Annotated in this window: 14 protein-coding genes; 6 read left to right on the forward strand and 8 right to left on the reverse strand. The window is 52.3% G+C overall.

The genetic code is table 11. The annotated features are described in order from the left end of the window. Window positions 1-161: 161 nt before the first annotated feature. Both gap and OGY72_RS06325 read left to right on the forward strand, forming a co-directional pair. A complete protein-coding gene (gene gap / locus OGY72_RS06320) occupies window positions 162-1,163 on the forward strand; it encodes a type I glyceraldehyde-3-phosphate dehydrogenase (RefSeq protein ID WP_008784871.1) in 1,002 nt (333 codons plus the stop codon). A gap of 126 nt (window positions 1,164-1,289) precedes the next feature. Further along, the gene (locus tag OGY72_RS06325) at window positions 1,290-2,216 is read left to right on the forward strand and encodes an alpha/beta hydrolase (RefSeq protein ID WP_126317953.1); all 927 of its coding nucleotides are present in this window, start codon (window positions 1,290-1,292) and stop codon (window positions 2,214-2,216) included. A 41-nt stretch (window positions 2,217-2,257) separates the two neighbouring features. On the opposite strand, the gene aldA is transcribed toward OGY72_RS06325, so the two are convergent. The 3 genes from aldA to hrpA form a co-directional block, all read right to left on the reverse strand. Continuing rightward, window positions 2,258-3,697: an aldehyde dehydrogenase gene (gene aldA / locus OGY72_RS06330; protein WP_063940795.1), complete on the reverse strand. Its 1,440-nt coding sequence runs from the start codon at window positions 3,695-3,697 to the stop codon at window positions 2,258-2,260. A 199-nt stretch (window positions 3,698-3,896) separates the two neighbouring features. Beyond that, complete coding sequence (locus tag OGY72_RS06335; protein ID WP_148361929.1) at window positions 3,897-4,688, reverse strand: YdcF family protein; 792 nt, start codon at window positions 4,686-4,688, stop codon at window positions 3,897-3,899. 85 nt (window positions 4,689-4,773) lie between these two features. Continuing rightward, window positions 4,774-8,676 (reverse strand): ATP-dependent RNA helicase HrpA, encoded by a 3,903-nt coding sequence (gene hrpA, locus OGY72_RS06340; RefSeq protein WP_148361928.1) that lies wholly within the window; start codon window positions 8,674-8,676, stop codon window positions 4,774-4,776. A 201-nt stretch (window positions 8,677-8,877) separates the two neighbouring features. On the opposite strand from hrpA, the gene azoR reads away from it, so the two are divergent. Continuing rightward, complete coding sequence (azoR, locus tag OGY72_RS06345) at window positions 8,878-9,483, forward strand: FMN-dependent NADH-azoreductase (protein ID WP_003020341.1); 606 nt, start codon at window positions 8,878-8,880, stop codon at window positions 9,481-9,483. Between the two features lie 43 nt (window positions 9,484-9,526). Here the strand turns inward: azoR and OGY72_RS06350 are convergent, their stop codons facing one another. The 4 genes from OGY72_RS06350 to OGY72_RS06365 form a co-directional block, all read right to left on the reverse strand. Beyond that, complete coding sequence (locus OGY72_RS06350; RefSeq protein WP_008784880.1) at window positions 9,527-9,718, reverse strand: hypothetical protein; 192 nt, start codon at window positions 9,716-9,718, stop codon at window positions 9,527-9,529. A gap of 127 nt (window positions 9,719-9,845) precedes the next feature. After that, window positions 9,846-10,169 (reverse strand): YdbL family probable chaperone protein, encoded by a 324-nt coding sequence (locus OGY72_RS06355; RefSeq protein ID WP_148362672.1) that lies wholly within the window; start codon window positions 10,167-10,169, stop codon window positions 9,846-9,848. Between the two features lie 7 nt (window positions 10,170-10,176). Further along, on the reverse strand, window positions 10,177-10,368 hold the full coding sequence (locus OGY72_RS06360; RefSeq protein WP_008784882.1) for a YnbE family lipoprotein: 192 nt from the start codon (window positions 10,366-10,368) through the stop codon (window positions 10,177-10,179). Then, window positions 10,365-13,004: a YdbH family protein gene (locus tag OGY72_RS06365; RefSeq protein WP_286547435.1), complete on the reverse strand. Its 2,640-nt coding sequence runs from the start codon at window positions 13,002-13,004 to the stop codon at window positions 10,365-10,367. Before OGY72_RS06365 ends, OGY72_RS06360 begins: the two co-directional genes overlap by 4 nt. A gap of 616 nt (window positions 13,005-13,620) precedes the next feature. On the opposite strand from OGY72_RS06365, the gene OGY72_RS06370 reads away from it, so the two are divergent. Together OGY72_RS06370 and hslJ are read left to right on the forward strand one after the other, a co-directional pair. Then, a complete protein-coding gene (locus OGY72_RS06370) occupies window positions 13,621-14,610 on the forward strand; it encodes a 2-hydroxyacid dehydrogenase (RefSeq protein ID WP_003833196.1) in 990 nt (329 codons plus the stop codon). 112 nt (window positions 14,611-14,722) lie between these two features. Then, complete coding sequence (gene hslJ / locus OGY72_RS06375) at window positions 14,723-15,142, forward strand: heat shock protein HslJ (RefSeq protein ID WP_048216300.1); 420 nt, start codon at window positions 14,723-14,725, stop codon at window positions 15,140-15,142. A 13-nt stretch (window positions 15,143-15,155) separates the two neighbouring features. Here hslJ and OGY72_RS06380 read toward each other — a convergent pair whose 3' ends face one another. After that, window positions 15,156-15,422: a putative hemolysin gene (locus OGY72_RS06380; RefSeq protein ID WP_003833199.1), complete on the reverse strand. Its 267-nt coding sequence runs from the start codon at window positions 15,420-15,422 to the stop codon at window positions 15,156-15,158. 275 nt (window positions 15,423-15,697) lie between these two features. Between OGY72_RS06380 and nifJ the strand changes: the two genes are divergently transcribed. After that, complete coding sequence (gene nifJ, locus OGY72_RS06385; protein WP_286547436.1) at window positions 15,698-19,222, forward strand: pyruvate:ferredoxin (flavodoxin) oxidoreductase; 3,525 nt, start codon at window positions 15,698-15,700, stop codon at window positions 19,220-19,222. The last annotated feature ends 295 nt before the right edge of the window (window positions 19,223-19,517 follow it).

The following is a 19,517-nucleotide window of genomic DNA, read 5'->3' on the forward strand; positions in this document are numbered from 1 at the left end:
GTCAACATAACGGGCTTTTGTTAAAAATTCATTAACTTTTGTTCACCCATTTTCAGTCGCTTACGCTTAACAGCAAGAACCGCTATTGCCGAGGATGCCTGTCTGGACTAAGCCTGGTAGGGAAAATATGTCGTACCGCCTCATCCTGACAGGAGAAAACCATGAGTAAAATTGGCATTAACGGTTTTGGTCGTATCGGTCGTCTGGTATTGCGTCGGCTACTGGAAGTCAAAAGCAATGTGGAGGTTGTGGCCATTAATGACCTCACCTCGCCCAAAATTCTCGCCTATCTGTTAAAGCACGATTCAAACTACGGCCCGTTTCCCTGGAGCATCGACTTTACCGAAGACGCGCTGATTGTCGACGGTAAAAAAATCGCGGTTTACGCAGAAAAAGAGGCCAAAAATATCCCATGGAAAACCACTGGCGCTGAGATAATCATCGAATGCACCGGTTTTTATACCTCGACAGAAAAAGCCAACGCGCACCTGGATGCAGGGGCCAAAAAAGTGCTGATATCCGCCCCGGCTGGCGATATGAAAACCATCGTCTTTAACGTCAACGACGACACAATGGATGCGAACGATCGGATTATCTCGGTCGCGTCGTGCACCACCAACTGCCTGGCACCGATGGCGAAAGCGCTGCACGACAGCTTCGGTATTCAGCTTGGCACTATGACCACCATCCACGCCTACACAGGAACGCAGTCGCTGGTTGATGGTCCACGCGGGAAAGATCTGCGCGCCTCACGGGCTGCGGCAGAAAATATCATTCCCCATACCACCGGAGCCGCCAAAGCCATTGGTCTGGTCATTCCGGCGTTGAGCGGGAAATTAAAAGGCCACGCCCAGCGTGTTCCGGTGAAAACCGGATCCGTTACGGAACTGGTTTCGATATTGGGGAAAAAAGTCACTGCTGAAGAGGTCAACAACGCGCTGAAAAAAGCCACGCAAAATAATGAGTCATTTGGTTATACCGATGAGGAGATTGTCTCATCAGATGTCATTGGCTCGCATTTCGGTTCGGTATTTGATGCGACACAAACCGAAATTACCGAAGTGGGCGATCTACAGCTGGTAAAAACCGTCGCCTGGTACGATAACGAATACGGTTTTGTCACCCAACTTATTCGTACGCTGGATAAATTTATCAAGCTCTAATGTTCTGGCGGAGGCCCGCCTCCGCCCTCTTTCATTTCCCGCGAATTCAATACGTTGTGAGTCTCTCCCCGTTTTCGATTCACTGACTGTGCTATAGCTAACCTTTGCCACTGAGGGAGCATAGTAATGGAAGCACTGAGTCGTGAAACGTTAGAAAACATGATGGAGCAAGCCGTTGCTAAGGCCGCCACCGTCTCATTCTGGCCGCAGGGTGAAGCCCCCGGAGCAAAAAACAGCGATGCGGTGTTTACGCCTGAACCCCGACATACAGGAACATCTCAGTATGATCGTGCGGTCACCGGTATTCGCGCCCCGGAAATTACCGTTTATGCCCCCGCAAAACCTAACGGCATAGGGATCCTTGTCACGCCTGGCGGCTCTTATCGTCGCGTGGTGATGGATAAAGAAGGCAGCGTACTGGCACCGTTCTTTAACGCTCGCGGTTATACCCTGTTTGTGATGACCTACCGCATGCCGGGTGATGGCCATGAGGAAGGTGCAAACGCGCCGCTGGCCGATGCCCAACGCGCCATGCGCTACATTCGCGCCAACGCCCATGAATGGAAAATTAACCCTGATCGTATTGGCGTATTAGGCTTCTCTTCCGGTGGTCACGTGGCCGCCAGTCTGGGTACCCGGTTTGCCGAACCGGTTTATACGCCGATAGATAACGTAGACGAGCAACCTGCGCGCCCTGCGTTTATGGCACTGGTGTACCCGGTTGTCACCCTGCGCGAAGATATCGGTCACCCGGGATCCCGTCTTGAGCTGGTTGGCGCTAAGCCCGAAAAGGAAGATCTGCGCCACTATTCTCTGGAAGAACGCGTGGATAGCACAACGCCGCCGACGTTCCTGCTACACGCCATTGACGATCCGGCGGTGAAAGTGGAAAACAGCCTCGTCTTCTTTAATGCGCTACGTGAGCAGGGAGTTCCGGTCGAAATGCATCTGTTTGAACGCGGTAAGCACGGATTTGGTATTCGCGATGCGCAAGGGTTGCCGCTGGCCATCTGGCCGGAAATGATGATGAACTGGATCGCCACCAAAGTGTGAGAATGGCGCCGGGTGACCTACAGACTCACCCGGCGAAAAACTTAAGACTGCAAATACACTACCTGCGTTTGCAGGTATTCGTTCAGACCGTGTTTACCGTCTGCCCCGCCAATCCCGGACTTGCGCCAGCCAGCGTGGAAGCCCTGCATCGCCTCGAAGTTTTCGCGATTAATATAGGTTTCGCCAAACTTCAGTCCCTTAATCGCCTTCATTGCCGTATTCAGATTCTGCGTATAGATCGATGAGGTCAGTCCGTAGTCGCTGTCATTGGCCATCGTCAGCGCCTGTTCCAGCGTATCAAATGCCACCACCGGCAGCACCGGACCAAACGTCTCCTCGTGCATAATCGCCATATCCTGGCGCACGTCTAACAGTAACGTCGGTGGATAGTAATAACCTTTACCGGCAACTGCTTTACCACCCAGCACCACACGGGCGCCTTCCTGCACCGCTCGCTCGACTTTTTGCTCTACACGCTCCAGCGCAGCGGCATTAATCAGCGGCCCCATCGCAATGTCATTGCGTTCTGCCGGATTGCCAAACTGCACTGCTTTCATCGCCTCACCCAGACGATTAACGAACTGGTCATAGATACCTTTCTGAACGTATACGCGCTCAGCACAGTTGCATACCTGTCCGGTATTAATCACCCGTGAGTCAACAATGGCCTTCACTGCCAGCTCAAGGTCAGCATCGTCCATCACGATAGCTGGAGCTTTACCACCCAACTCCAGACAAACTTTGGTGATGTTTTTGGCCGCTGCGGCCATAATTTTCTCACCTGCGCCGACGCTACCGGTCATGCTCACCATGGCGACCTTCGGGTTTCCGGCCAGCTCCTGACCGACCGTTTCACCGCGTCCCAGCACCAGGTTAAAGACTCCGCGCGGTAAACCAATGTCATCAACAATTTTGGCAAAGGCGATGGCGTTATTCGGTGTGAATTCACTCGGCTTAATGACGATGGTATTCCCCGTCAGCAAGGCGGGAGCCAGTTTGCGGGCAATCAGGAAAAACGGGAAGTTCCACGGTAGAATGCCCGTCGTCACGCCCAGTGCACGCTTAAACAGCAGGATATTCTCACCCGGGCGATCGCTTTGCAGGATCTCGCCTTCATAGCGACGCGCCCACTCCGCCATGTAATCGATATAGTCGGCGGTAAACGCGACTTCAACGTCAGCCAGTTGTTGAATTTTTCCACCTTCCGCCACAATCAACGCGCTGATTTCATCGGCTCGCTGGCGGATACCTGCAGAAATTTTGCGTAACCAGTTTGCCCGTTCAATGGCAGGCAACGCTTCCCATTGCGGCTGAGCGCGATCCGCAGCATCGATCGCTTTACGCGCATCTTCGGCACGCCCATCGGGAATACGCGAGATAATCTCTTCCGTGGCCGGATTGACGACATCAATCCAGGCGTCATCGTGCCAGGTCACAAACTGCCCATCGATATACATAGGATGTTGTACGGGTACTGACATGCGGCTCTCCTGTGATTGATTTGTTTTTAACAAGTAAAACTATTGTTAATTAATATCAATCATGCATGACGCATTATCGCTGGAGTGGCGGTTCTGTGAACTGCTTCATAAAAGCATCTGGAAAAGTGATGATGAAGAGAAAAAACAGGTGGGCTTTCTGCCCGTTTGCCATAAAACGCCGACAAACGGGCAGCAAAAATTACAGAGAACGGCTCTCCAGTAAGTCGGTCAGCGCGGTATCATTTTTTAGCTGCTGCCAGGCTTGCTCAACGTCCTGGGGAATATCAACATGTACGATAAAATCGTGTCCACAGGGCCCATACCCGGCAGCATCATCCCGCAGGCGCGGAAGCTCACCGGTAATGAGAGAAAGATAGCGATCTACCGACCATAAACCTTCTGCTGCTGGCACAAAATCCACGCCGTTGTGCTGTTGGGCCAGTTCAGGAATGAAACCAGGGAAACTCAGCCAGCGCGGCGCATGCGGCTCATCGCGGGTTACGCGCTGAAACGTGGCCATTGTGCGGCGTTGCATAGTGGGATCCTGCACCACAATGACGGTATGAATGCTTTCTGCCGCCTGATTCAGTAACGCACAGCTAAATCGGGCATTTTCACCGCAGTTTGTCGACTGATCTTCCACCCAAATTTTCTCACCTGGAATTTGCCAGAACTGGTGAGCAATATCGGCAAGGATCGCCGCTTCCGCGCGCCCGGTAGTACGAATGATGTTATAACGCGGATGCCGGGCAATCGCATCATACAGAAAGCGCGTGGAATGACCGATACCACCGCTAATCAGCAAGGGAACCTGTTGCTCTTTCGCGATCCGACAAGCAGCGTCGATGGTCGGAATAACCGCGTTCCCTGCCAGAATCACGCAATCTGACTGAACGGAGATATTCCCCGTAAAATCATTCTGCGCCAGCCATCGCCCTACGGTATTGATAGCCGCAAGAGTGGTTGCGGAAAGTGTCGGAAACTGACTCATATTGATGACTCCTGGTGTTTATCTTTACCGGGTACAGATGCCGGATGGCGACTACGCTTCATCCGGCCTACGGCCCTGCACCGATTTATCCCGAAATCTGCTCCATCGCCTGCAGAATACGTTTATCGGAGATCGGATACGGTGTACCAAGCTGCTGGGCAAAATAGCTGACGCGCAGCTCTTCTATCATCCAGCGGATCTCTTTGACATCGGCATCTTGACGGCGCGCGGGAGGCAGTTTATTGAACCACTGCTGCCAGGCCTGCTGCACACTGTCCACTTTCAGCATCTGTGCACGGTCACGGTGCGGGTCGATAGCCAGTTTTTCCAGACGTTTTTCAATAGCCTGCAAATAACGCAACGTATCGCCCAGACGTTTGAAACCATTGCCGGTAACAAACCCGCGATACACCAGGCCGCCCATTTGCGATTTGATATCCGCAAGACCCAGCGCCATGGTCATATCCACGCGCCCTTTCAGACGTTTGTTGATATTAAACACTGCGGTCAGGATCTGTTCGACCTGCTTCGCAATCTCCACCACCGTATCGTTCAGTTCAGCCCGCACTTTCTCATGCAACGCCGCGAAGCCTTCTTCGGTCCACACCGGACCACCGTTGGCGTCAATTAACTGATCCACACCGCAGGAGATACAGTCGTCAATCAAATCCAGAACTTTACCGTACGGGTTAAAGTACAGCCCCAGCTTGGCTTTATTGGGCAGCTTCTCATGCAAGTATTTGATTGGTGAAGGAATATTCAGTAGCAATAAGCGGCGTAAACCGCACCACATCGCCTGCTGTTGTTCCAGCGGATTATCAAACAGTTTGATGGCAACGCTGTCACGCTCATCGACCAGCGCCGGCCACGCTTTGACCTTATAGTTACCGCGTTTTTGTTCGTAACTTTCCGGAAGCTGGCCGAAGCTCCAGATGTGCAATCCACTCTGTTCGATACCGTCATCGGCCACCGCAGACAATGTTTCCTGAACTTTGCCCTTCAGCGCATCTTTCAAATCCTGTAGCGAACGCCCTTCCTGCAGCTTCTTGTTCTTATCATCCACCACCCGGAAGGTGATTTTTAGGTGATCGGGCACCTGATCCCAGTGCCAGTCATCGCGATCAACGGTAACGCCGGTCATGCGGCGCAATTCACGCTCCAGCGCGTCCAGCAGCGGCAGTTCCAGCGGCGTGACGCGGCCTAAAAACGCTTCCGCATAGTTCGGCGCGGGCACAAAGTTGCGGCGTACCGGTTTTGGTAACGACTTAATCAGGGCAATCACCAGTTCGCGGCGCAGCCCTGGAATTTGCCATTCAAAACCGCTCTCTTCGATCTGGTTGAGCAGCGGGAGTGGAATATGTACGGTCACACCGTCCGCATCGGCTCCGGGTTCGAACTGGTAGCTCAGGCGCAGCTTAAGGTTACCCTGATGCCAGAAGTTCGGATAATCCAGCTTACTGATTTTCTCTGCGCCCTCTTTGATGAGCATGCTCTTTTCAAAGTTGAGCAGATCCGGTGTTTCACGGCTGACCTTTTTCCACCAGCTATCAAAGTGACGCGCAGAAACCACGTCATGGCTGATGCGCTGGTCGTAGAACTCAAACATCGTTTCGTCATCGACGAGAATGTCGCGGCGGCGCGATTTATGCTCCAGCTCTTCGATTTCATTGCGCAGTTTCAGGTTGTCGCGGAAGAAGGCGTGACGAGTCTGCCAGTCGCCCTCCACCAGCGCGTGGCGGATAAACAGCTCGCGGCACAGCGCCGGATCAATCTGGCTGTAATTCACCTTACGGGCCGCAACAATCGGTAAGCCGTATACGGTGACTTTTTCTGTCGCCATCACAGCACCCTGCGCACGTTCCCAGTGCGGTTCACTGTATGAACGTTTGATCAGATGCTGGGCTACCGGTTCCACCCATTCAGGATCGATACGCGCGGCAATACGTCCCCACAGGCGGCTGGTTTCCACCAGCTCCGCTACCATCGTCCACTTCGGCGGCTTTTTGAATAAACCCGAACCAGGGAAGATCGAGAAGCGAGCGTTACGCGCCCCGGTAAACTCCTGTTTATCGGTATCTTTCATCCCGATATGCGACAGTAAACCGGTCAGCAACGCGACGTGGATCTCCCGATATTCAGCAGGTTCACTGTTAACCGGAATACCCAACTCTTTCACCACCTGGCGCAGTTGCGTGTAGATATCCTGCCACTCGCGCACGCGCAGGTAGTTCAGGAAATCGACTTTGCACTGGCGACGAAACTGGTTTGACGACAGTGCTTTTTGCTGCTCGCCGAGGTAGTTCCACAGATTAACAAATGCAAGAAAATCAGACTCTTTGTCGTGGAAACGGCGATGTTTCTCGTCGGAAGCCTGCTGCTTGTCCATCGGACGCTCGCGCGGATCCTGAATGGACAGCGCCGAGGTAATGATCATCGCCTCACGCACACAGCCATGTTTTTGCGCTTCCAGCACCATGCGTGCCAGGCGCGGGTCCACCGGCAGTTGCGACAGCTGACGGCCCAACGGCGTTAACTTGTAAGCGGTTGCCTGTTCGTCGGTGGTTATCGCCCCCAGCTCTTCGAGCAGACGTACACCGTCCTGAATATTGCGCTTATCCGGCGCTTCAACAAACGGGAACGCGGCGATATCGCCCAGCCCCAACGCGGTCATCTGCAAAATAACGGATGCCAGGTTGGTACGCAGGATCTCCGGGTCGGTAAACTCCGGACGCGACAGGAAATCGTCTTCGGAATACAGACGAATACAGATCCCTTCCGAAACACGACCGCAGCGGCCTTTACGCTGATTAGCAGAGGCCTGCGACACCGGTTCAATCGGCAAGCGCTGAACTTTGGTACGGTAACTGTAGCGACTGATACGCGCAGTGCCCGGGTCAATTACGTATTTGATTCCCGGAACGGTCAGCGACGTTTCCGCCACATTGGTCGCCAGCACGATACGGCGACCACTGTGCGACTGGAACACGCGGTTCTGTTCGCTGTTTGAAAGGCGCGCATACAGCGGCAGCACTTCGGTGTGGCGTAAATCCAGCTTATTCAGGGCATCGGCGGTATCACGGATTTCACGTTCGCCGCTCATGAAGATCAGAATATCGCCTGGCCCTTCACGTCCCAGTTCATCTACGGCATCAAAAATTGCCTGCAGTTGGTCACGCTCAGTGTCATCTGCATCTTCAACAATCGGGCGATAGCGCACTTCCACCGGATACGTTCGGCCGGAGACTTCGATAATCGGCGCGTTATTGAAATGCTTTGAAAAACGTTCAGGATCGATGGTCGCCGACGTGATGATAATTTTTAGATCCGGGCGACGCGGTAGAAGTTCTTTCAGATAGCCGAGCAGAAAATCGATATTCAGACTGCGTTCATGCGCTTCATCGATGATGATGGTGTCGTACTGCATTAGCAGCCGATCCTGTTGGATTTCCGCCAGCAGGATACCGTCCGTCATCAGCTTGACCATAGTGTTATCACTGACATGATCGCTGAAACGAACTTTATAACCAATACAGCCGCCAGGCTCGGTCTGCAGCTCTTCCGCAATACGGTTCGCCACGGTGCGCGCCGCCAGACGACGCGGCTGGGTATGGCCTATCAGCCCTTTTACCCCGCGCCCCAGTTCCATACAGATTTTGGGTAACTGGGTGGTTTTCCCCGATCCGGTCTCACCGGCGACAATCACCACCTGATGATCGCGAATTGCCTCCAGAATATCCTGTTTTTTCTGGCTTACGGGCAGGTTTTCCGGATAGCTGATTTCCGGACGCGCCGCTTCACGCAGCACAACTTTACCGGCTGCCTGTTCAATCTCTTTCGCCATCTCCTGGTAAATGGCCTGTTGTGCATCAGGATTTTTAACCTTCTTCACACCGTGCAGACGGCGGGCAAAACGCTGTCTGTCACGCAGCATCAGTGAGTCCAGCTGTTGCTGCAACATGTTGAAGGTTAATTTTTGTTGTTCTGTCATAGCGTTAAAAGGCAGTGCTCTGCCGGGTTAAATCTCTTTTAGATGATGGGTATAGAGTACCACATCGGCGCTTTTCATGTGTTGTTCAATAATTTCGAACATAGGATTCGATATATTGCGCTATCACTGCGACAGGATTGTGAATAAAGTGTCAACAAGCAACGGGGCACTCCCCCTTCAAACACATAAAAGGAAACACCCATGAGCAAGGTATTAGTTCTTAAATCCAGTATTCTGGCAGGGTACTCTCAGTCTGGTCAGTTGTCTGATTATTTTGTTGAACAGTGGCGTGAAAAGCACTCTGCTGATGAAATCACTGTCCGTGACCTGGCTGCAAATCCTGTACCGGTACTGGATGGCGAACTGGTGGGTGCGATGCGCCCGAGCGATACACCGCTGACACCGCGTCAGCAAGAAGCGCTGGCGCTGTCCGATGAGCTGATTGCTGAGCTGAAAGCGCATGATGTGATTGTTATCGCCGCGCCGATGTACAACTTCAACATCCCAACGCAGCTGAAAAACTACTTTGACCTGATTGCCCGCGCCGGTGTGACTTTCCGTTATACCGAGAAAGGCCCGGAAGGTCTGGTGACAGGTAAACGCGCGGTGGTGCTGACCAGCCGTGGTGGTATTCATAAAGACACACCAACCGACCTGATCACGCCGTACCTGAACGTATTCCTGGGCTTTATCGGCATCACCGACGTGAATGTCGTCTTTGCTGAAGGTATTGCTTACGGCCCGGAAGTGGCGTCTAAAGCACAGTCCGACGCGAAAGCCGCTATCGACAGCGTGGTAGCTGCCTGATAATTCCCCCTCTCACCATCCGGTGGGAGGGTTTCTCCGACACTTACTTCTTTCCCTGCATCTGTATCTGTTTGCCGTGAATGCGATTAATATCACGCCAGATGGTTGCATAATCCCTGCATTTCGCCAGATTCTCTTCCCAGCAATGAAGCAAAAATTGTTCAGGCTCCGCGACATCCCGGCTTAACAGCTTGAATACCCAACGATTCCAGACGTACCACTTGAGAAGCCACATGATTTCACCCCACGACGCGACCGGTGTTGGACTATACCAGCATCCATTTTATGCCGTGTGGCAACTATTGCGATGTCGATGAATAATTCAGCGTCGTGTCCCTCTGGCTGTGTGAAAAAACGATTTACTATTTTTTCAACCACTTACCATTAATACCCTGCACATACTCTCCCGGTTTCGCTCGAGCAACCAGCTTTTGCCCGGCCATTTTCGCCACTTCATCTGGCGGAATATTATTGCTCTCTGCCAGTTGCTGATAGCTGGCGTGGCGCGCTTTATTAATCTCACTCACCAGTGCCTGCGTTTCGGCATCGGTTTGCAATGCAACCAGATAGCCATTGAGCGTTTCCCCTACTCGACCCTGCGTTCTGGCTTCATTCAGGGTCAATGCCCACGCATTGCTACTGAGTAAACTCAGGACGACCAGCGCCACTGCAAACTGTTTTCTCATCATGACCTCAGAACAAATCGCTGCGCGATTTCAATAAGCTTTCGACGTCTTTATCAACTTTGATATGGATCTCATGCTCGATTTTGACGTTCATATTAATGGTGATGGGCTCTTTTGGCGCAGCCACTTCGATTCTGGGAGTGCACCCTACCAGCAGAGATGAAGTCAGCAGACCCAGCATGGCAGCTATCGTTTTCATTGTTGTTCCTCACATTCCTTGCCTTCCGGGCAATGGGTTTCCGGCAGCGCTGCATTTTGTTCAAGCCATGCCTGTAAATTGTCGCCAAAACGCAAACTGCGCCATAGCGTAAAGACGTTTTCTTCGTGGGTATAATTCAAATTAACCGTACCTACTTTGCCATCCACCCGACTATTGCCAGTCACGGTTGACTGCATGGTTAAGACACCGAGGTTATCCAGATTTATTTTCGTCCACGAATGGCTTATTTCCATATAACGCAGCCAGTTAATGGCCGCCCCCGCAGCCATGTTATCTTTGACAACCGCATCCGCAGTGTCCTTATCAATACGCAACGTCATCGGCCCTGGATTAGTCAACCAGCCGTCTTTAATGATCCATTTTTCGTTATCCAGCCATAATGGCAACGCGCCACTGACCGGGCCAGACATGGCGAACTGTTTGGGGTTAACCGCGCTGATAAGCTCGCTGGAAGAGATATTCTGCACTCGCAATAAGGCCGGATCATGCTGCGGCATTCGCAGTTGCTGCATGATGATTTTGCCCCCCAGCAGGTCGGCGCTGACATCGCTCAACAGTAACGGGTTGTTTTCACTCCAGGGGTACGCCCCCTGCAGATCGGCGGCGATATTCTTCACCGTCACCTGATTGACCACTTCCGCAATACGCAGTGAAATAGGTCCACGCGTACCCAGCTGCCATGCACCTTCACTAAACCGGAAAGGCAATACAAAATCGACACCGTTGATTTGGTTGTCGGGCATCCAGGCGCTACCGCCTTTTAACACTCCATGACCGCCCGCTTCAAAGCCCTGCTCCGGGGCTGCCGAAAACGCGACCTGCGCATACAGCTCACCTTCTCGTAGCTTCATTTTCCAGTCAGGTGGGACCAGAGGCTGGAATACGGTGAGCGATTGTTTTGGCCACCAGGCCTGTCCGCGCAGGCGGATACCGTCCCAACGACCATTCAGTTGTACGGGCCCAATCGCCCCTGCGTGAAGCTGGCCTTTGAACTGGAAGATTGTCGGATCGCTACCTTCCACGCTGAACTTCAGCGTCGATGGTGGTAACACGCTTCCCCCGGTGAAGGTGGTGTTCCCTGCGTCCAGCGACAGCGCGCCGCTAAATGTTGGTTTGGTTGCATCACGCACCCAGACTATCGGTTCGTCCATCACCAGACGTGGGTTTTCCACCTTCATCGTGCCGTATTGCAGATGATCAAATCCGGTGGAAAGATCAAATAGCTTCAGGGTGTTGTCATGCCATTCCCCTTTACCCGCCACGTCCCAGCGCGCATGCATCGGCGTAAAGCTGCCTTCACCCCAATATCGCCATTGCCAACGCCCGGCATCAGGAAGAAAATCATTTGCCAGGCCATCCAGATGCAGTTCAAAGCCCCCCATCTGGTTTTCATGCGCACGTAAAATAGCCTGCAGACGGCCATCCACGCCGCGTTGTGTGACTTTTACACCTGCCAACGGCCAGCGAATCTCGTCAATATCCAGCGAATCAATCACCCTCCCACGTGAGCGCAGCAGCGCCCCTGGCTCGAAAGCCAATTGCGGATCGTACAGACTTCCGGTGAGTCTGGCGGGTAATTTCGCGTAGAAGATCAGATCGCCCTGTTTCGCTTCACCGGTCAACTGTAGCGGCATATCGCTACTATCCATACCAAGCTTACCTGGCCCCAGCGTTAATACGGCGTTTCCTTTACCGGCATCGCCATGCGTCAGAATGTTCAGACGCCCGCTCACCACCGCGTTTTCCAGACCGGCCTGCCAGTTTTCAACCTTCATGCCCAGCCGGCCACTTAACGGGAATCCCTGATAAGGCCAGTTCCAGCGTCCGTCGCTGATGGTCAGTTGCTGGCGTGTTATTTCCCACGGAAGGTCAAGCAGCGGATCGGCATTATCCCGCGCCATCACGATCAGTTGTCCGCTGTTTTGTTGCCACTCCAGTTCGGCGTCCACAAGCGTAGGCTCTTGCGGCAAACTTAACGTCGCAACCGCATGACCGCTTACCGGTAGTCCATCGGGCACCAGTGGCATCGTAAATTCACCGACCAGTTTTACTGGCGGCTGGCCTTCAAATGCCGCAACATCCAGCTCCGTTACCGTGAGGTTTTGCCCGTGCAAACGCCCCTGAAATTTAACTTTTTCACCCTGGTAACGCAGCTGTTGAGTAGAGGGAGTGAGCGAGAGTGACAGTTTTCCCTGCCATTCCTGCCATGGAGAAAGGATAAGTTTGTCGATGTTAATCCAGGTATTGGGCAGCATTGACTGCCATTCAGCCAGCGTTTTAGGCGCTACCGGCGATGGCTCTGCCTGCGGCAATTTGGCCAGGCAAGCTGAATCCAACTCAATGGTACCGACATTCAGCGCCCAGCGGCTGGGGTGAGACAGATCCGCCTGAGTGATGCGTGCTAGCGGGCAATCTTCAACCAGATAGCGGAGTTCAGGTATATGCAACCCATGCCGTGTCAGCCGCGGGCTCTCATCCAGCGCGATGCGTGTTCCAACGGGTAACCAGATACCCACCAACGTAGGCACCCACAGGCCAAGCGTCATCACTAGCGTCAGCGGCACGAGAATCAATAATAAGAGGAGTGCCAGAACGGCTTTATATTTACCCTTCATGGGTAGTTAATATCCTGATTTAGCGAAAATTTAAGCCGGTTTAGGCCTGTATTGTGGCATGTTTAACTGGATATGCCCACATTAAGGATAGATAACCGATTTATAGGCACGCTGTTACACGTGCCGTCGGGGATATTAAGATTCAGACTCAATGAGGCCTCAGTTGTCCATCGCTATGTTTAGGTCCGATACGACCTGCTTCTATCAGAATTTCCTCAATGAGTTCTTCGAGGCACTCCCTACCATGATGATCGCAGACCAGATGTACCTGCCGGGAAATCTCATCAGGTTTCATACCATCGCATAATGCCGCCTTGAGCATTAGGGTGGCCCATCGTTTTGCTTCAGAGTGAGTCAGCATAACCCCTCCCGATAATTGCTACCTGTATAAGCGTAGCTGTCCGGATGTGATTCGGCTGGCTTTTTACCTGCCGCGATATTCGGGTGTTGAGTTGGATAGAAAAATATCCAGTTGTTGAAATTGTGTAACCTGCCCACACTAACAACAGATACGCTGAAATTATTCATTACGCCTATGACTATCAATAACTTTTTATATTTTGTAAAATAATTTGAATTGAATTAATGTGACGTCAAAATCACTGGAGAAAGTCTTATGAAACTCGCCATCTATAGTACAAAACAGTACGACAAGAAGTATCTGCAGCAGGTTAACGAGGCTTTTGGTTTTGAACTTGAATTCTTTGACTTTCTGTTGACGGAAAAAACAGCCAAAACCGCCCATGGCTGCGAAGCCGTGTGCATTTTCGTCAACGACGATGGCAGCCGCCCCGTTCTGGAAGAACTGAAAAAGCATGGCGTGAAATATATCGCGCTGCGCTGCGCCGGGTTCAATAACGTCGATCTCGACGCAGCAAAAGAGCTGGGTCTGCAGGTGGTTCGTGTTCCAGCTTATTCACCAGAGGCCGTCGCAGAGCATGCGATTGGCATGATGATGACGCTGAATCGCCGTATCCACCGCGCCTATCAGCGTACCCGTGATGCCAACTTCTCTCTTGAGGGGCTGACCGGTTTTACTATGTATGGCAAAACCGCTGGGGTGATCGGTACCGGTAAAATCGGTATCGCTGCACTGCGGATCCTGAAAGGTTTTGGTATGCGTCTGCTGGCGTTCGATCCTTACCCGAGCGCTGCTGCGCTGGAGTTAGGCGTTGAATATGTCGATCTTAAAACGCTGTTTGCCGAGTCCGATGTCATCTCTCTGCACTGCCCGTTAACACCGGAGAATTATCATCTGCTCAATCACGAAGCCTTTGAGCAAATGAAAAATGGCGTGATGGTCATTAACACCAGTCGTGGTGCATTGATCGACTCACAAGCCGCTATCGACGCGCTGAAAAACCAGAAAATTGGTTCTCTGGGTATGGACGTGTATGAGAACGAACGCGATCTGTTCTTTGAAGATAAATCTAATGACGTCATTCAGGATGATGTGTTCCGTCGTCTGTCAGCCTGCCATAACGTGCTGTTTACCGGTCATCAGGCATTCCTGACAGCTGAAGCGTTGACCAGTATTTCTGAGACTACGCTACAGAATCTGGCACAAATATCCAAAGGCGAGACCTGTCCAAACGCCCTCTTCTAATCTCTGTGCTCCCCTGACGTCAGGGGGGCATTTTCAGACAATCACCGATGATAAAACATTCAGTATCATTATTATATTGAATGTATTCCCGTCACAAACGTAGAGAAATTTAATGAAGAAAGTTGTCACGTTGATTGCGCTCAGCATGCTGATGGCTGGTTGTGTGAGCAATGGAAAAGTTTCCGTCAATCGCGAACAGTTGCAGCATCACCGCTTCGTTTTGCAAAGCGTGAATGGTAAAGCCGTCACCGCCACCAACAACCCACCTGAGTTAAGTTTTGGCGAAAACATGACGGTATCAGGCAAGATGTGTAATCAATTCCACGGCCAGGGCAAGCTGTCCGACGGTGAGTTGAAGGTAAAAGATATGGCGATGACGCGTATGATGTGCGCCGATCCGCAGCTTAACGCGCTCGACGGGATCGTCAGCGAAATGTTTAAGCAAGGCGCACAGGTCGATCTAACTGCTGACCAGTTAACGCTGGCGACAGCAGAACAAACGCTGACGTATAAACTCGCGGATTTAATGTAGGAAACGCGGAGACTTAGTAGCTCCCACAACTTCCGGCGGCAAGCGACTGCTCACTACAGCGTTTGCCGTTGGGTAGCGCGCACATCCCGATGGCTGAACCATCCAGTTGACGAGCAACAGAGAGCGAACCGCCAATCATGGCGCAATTAGCTTCTCCAGAACTGGACATTGCTGCCTTCATGCCCGGTGCGACATGCGCGGCGGTTGCCTGCTGAACAGGTTCGCTGCTACAAGCCGATAATAATAACGCGGCACATCCTACCCAAAACGCTGCGCGCATCTTACTCCCCTCTGAATATTAACCAAACGACACAGCCATAAATAATAGGCAGCGGAAACACCGCCGTCGAGAGGCAAAATACGCATTTATGCGCACTGTTTACATTTTCTGGCAATTTTTTGCCTGCTCCTTTGATCAAACCATTCATTCTGTTTATTCCAAGGACACAAAAGCGAAAATCTCTCTTTAGCGCTTTTGCTAAAATAGAAAGATAACAACCAGGATTCGCCGCCGTTATGCGAGTCCCTCTTTTTGCGCAATGTAAGGGTGTCAGTATGATCACAATTGACGGTAATGGTGCGGTTGCTTCAGTCGCATTTCGTACCAGCGAGGTTATCGCCATCTACCCGATTACGCCCAGTTCGACGATGGCTGAGCAGGCGGATGCCTGGGCCGGGAACGGGCTTAAGAACGTGTGGGGGGATACCCCTCGCGTCGTAGAAATGCAGTCAGAAGGCGGCGCGATCGCAACCGTTCATGGCGCGTTGCAGACAGGTGCGCTCTCTACGTCGTTTACCTCATCGCAGGGCCTGTTGCTGATGATCCCAACGCTGTACAAACTGGCCGGTCAGTTGACCCCGTTTGTACTGCACGTTGCGGCTCGTACAATTGCTACTCACGCATTATCGATCTTTGGCGATCATTCCGACGTGATGGCGGTGCGCCAGACAGGATGTGCGATGCTGTGTGCCAGCAGCGTTCAGGAGGCACAGGACTTTGCGTTGATTTCGCAAATAGCTACCCTGAAAAGCCGGGTTCCGTTTATTCATTTCTTTGATGGTTTCCGTACATCCCATGAAATCAATAAAATTGTGCCACTGGCCGACGACACGATCCTCGGACTGATGCCGCAGGCGGAAATCGATGCTCATCGCGCTCGGGCGCTTAATCCTGAGCATCCAGTTATTCGCGGTACGTCTGCGAACCCGGACACCTATTTCCAGTCACGCGAGGCAACAAACCCGTGGTACAACGCGGTTTACGATCATGTAGAACAGGCGATGAATGATTTCGCCGCAGCGACAGGTCGCCAGTACCAGCCATTTGAATATTACGGCCATCCTCAGGCTGAGCGCGTCATTATCTTAATGGGCTCGGCGATTGGAACCTGTGAAGAAGTCGTTGAAGATCTGCTGGCGCGTGGCGAGAAAGTTGGCGTTCTGAAAGTACGTCTGTTCCGTCCATTCTCTGCCAGACATTTACTGCGCGCGCTGCCGGAAACCGTACGCAGCATCGCCGTCCTGGATCGCACGAAAGAGCCCGGCGCACAGGCAGAACCGTTGTATCTGGATGTGATGACCGCATTGGCGGAAGCCTTCAACTGTGGCGAGCGAGAAACGCTACCGCGAGTGATTGGCGGACGTTATGGCCTTTCTTCCAAAGAGTTTGGTCCAGACTGCGTCATGGCGGTCTTTAATGAGCTGAGCAGCGCGAAGCCGAAACCTCGCTTTACGGTCGGCATTTATGATGATGTCACCAACTTGTCGCTACCGTTACCGGAAAACACCCTGCCCGGTACAGCTAAGCTCGAAGCGCTGTTTTACGGGCTGGGCAGCGACGGTAGCGTGTCAGCCACCAAAAACAATATCAAGATTATTGGTAACTCTACGCCATGGTATGCACAGGGTTATTTCGTCTATGACTCGAAAAAAGCAGGCGGTCTGACGGTTTCCCACCTGCGCGTCAGCGAGCAGCCTATTCGATCGGCATATCTGGTGTCGCAAGCCGATTTTGTTGGCTGTCACCAGCTGCAATTTATCGATAAGTATCAGATGGCCGAGCGCCTGAAACCAGGCGGTATCTTCCTGCTTAATACCCCTTACAACGTGGATGAAGTCTGGGCGCGTTTGCCGCAGGAAGTTCAGGCAGTACTGAATCAGAAGAAGGCCCGTTTCTATGTGATTAATGCGGCCAAAATCGCTCGCGAATGCGGTCTGGCAGCGCGTATTAACACCGTTATGCAAATGGCATTCTTCCATTTGACACAAATCTTACCCGGCGACAGCGCGTTGGCTGAATTGCAGGGTGCGATTGCAAAAAGTTACAGCAGTAAAGGACAGGACCTGGTTGAACGTAACTGGCAGGCTCTGGCCCTGGCGCGTGAATCCGTCGCCGAAGTGGCACTCCAGCCGGTTGATCCGCACAGCGCAAACCGCCCACCGGTGGTTTCTGATGCCGCGCCCGATTTCGTGAAAACTGTCACCGCGGCAATGCTCGCCGGCCTGGGTGATGCCCTCCCCGTATCCGCGCTGCCGCCAGACGGCACCTGGCCAATGGGCACCACGCGTTGGGAAAAACGCAATATCGCCGAAGAGATCCCCATCTGGAAGGAAGAGCTGTGTACCCAGTGTAACCACTGCGTTGCCGCTTGCCCGCACTCGGCAATCCGCGCCAAAGTGGTTTCACCTGAAGCGATGGAAAACGCTCCTGCCAGCCTGCATTCTCTGGATGTGAAATCTCGCGATATGCGCGGTCAGAAGTATGTCCTGCAGGTTGCACCAGAGGATTGCACCGGGTGTAATCTGTGCGTCGAAGTTTGCCCGGCGAAAGATCGCCAAAACCCGGAAATCAAGGCCATCAATATGATGTCGCGCCTTGAGCATGTTGAAGAAGAAAAAGTTAACTATGACTTCTTCCTCAATCTGCCGGAGATCGACCGCAGCAAGCTTGAACGCATTGATATCCGTACCTCGCAGTTAATCACTCCGCTGTTTGAATATTCCGGCGCCTGTTCTGGCTGTGGTGAAACGCCGTATATCAAACTGCTTACGCAGCTATATGGCGACCGCATGCTGATCGCTAACGCGACCGGCTGTTCATCAATTTATGGCGGTAACCTCCCCTCAACGCCGTATACCACCGATGCCAACGGCCGTGGACCTGCGTGGGCAAACTCTCTGTTCGAAGATAACGCCGAGTTTGGTCTGGGCTTCCGTCTGACGGTGGATCAACACCGTGTGCGCGTCATGCGGTTACTGGAACAGTTTGCCGATAATATTCCGGCTGAACTGAACGATTCCCTGCATGCTGAAGCGACGCCAGAAGTACGTCGTGAACAAGTTGCAGCGCTGCGCCAGCATCTGAAAGATGTTGAAGGTGCGCAGCAACTGTTAACCGATGCCGACGCGTTAGTTGAGAAGTCCATCTGGTTAATTGGCGGCGATGGCTGGGCTTACGATATTGGTTTTGGCGGGCTGGATCACGTCCTGAGTCTGACCGAGAACGTCAATATTCTGGTACTGGATACTCAGTGTTACTCCAACACAGGCGGACAAGCGTCGAAAGCCACGCCGCTCGGGGCGGTTACCAAGTTTGGGGAGCATGGCAAGCGCAAGGCTCGCAAAGATCTGGGCGTCAGTATGATGATGTACGGACATGTGTATGTGGCGCAGATTTCCCTGGGCGCCCAGTTGAACCAGACGGTGAAAGCTATCCAAGAAGCGGAAGCCTATCCGGGTCCGTCGCTGATTATCGCCTATAGCCCATGTGAAGAGCATGGCTATGATCTCGCGCTAAGCCACGATCAGATGCGTCAGCTGACGGCAACCGGATTCTGGCCGCTATACCGCTTTGACCCGCGTCGTGCAGACGACGGTAAATTGCCGCTGGCGCTGGACTCTCGCCCACCGTCAGACGCGCTGGCCGAAACATTGCTTAACGAGCAGCGCTTCCGCCGCCTGAATGCCCAACAGCCAGAAGTTGCAGAACAACTTTGGAAAGACGCCGCAGCTGATTTGCAAAAACGCTATGACTTCCTGGCCCAACTGGCGGGTAAAGCAGAAAAGAGCGGTACTGAGTAACACCTTTCGTTCAGCATTAAGCTGGAATCAAAAAAAAGCCCGAACAGTTGTTCGGGCTTGTCAATTTATTCGTTGGCTAATTAATAATTACCATCAATATACCAACGAAAAATAAAGCGTGACAATAAAGGCATATAACACGCGCAGAATAGCCCAATACAATTCACTTGTATAATTTTTATTTTATATATATCTTCATCAATTCATTCATAGCAATTATTACCATTTCCGTAGAATTATTTGTTTAAGGTTTTACTTAAGACGTAACAATTCATATTTATCTCTTTACGGAACT

This window comes from Citrobacter sp. Cpo221, assembly GCF_030332345.1.
Classification (GTDB): Bacteria; Pseudomonadota; Gammaproteobacteria; order Enterobacterales; family Enterobacteriaceae; genus Citrobacter; species Citrobacter portucalensis.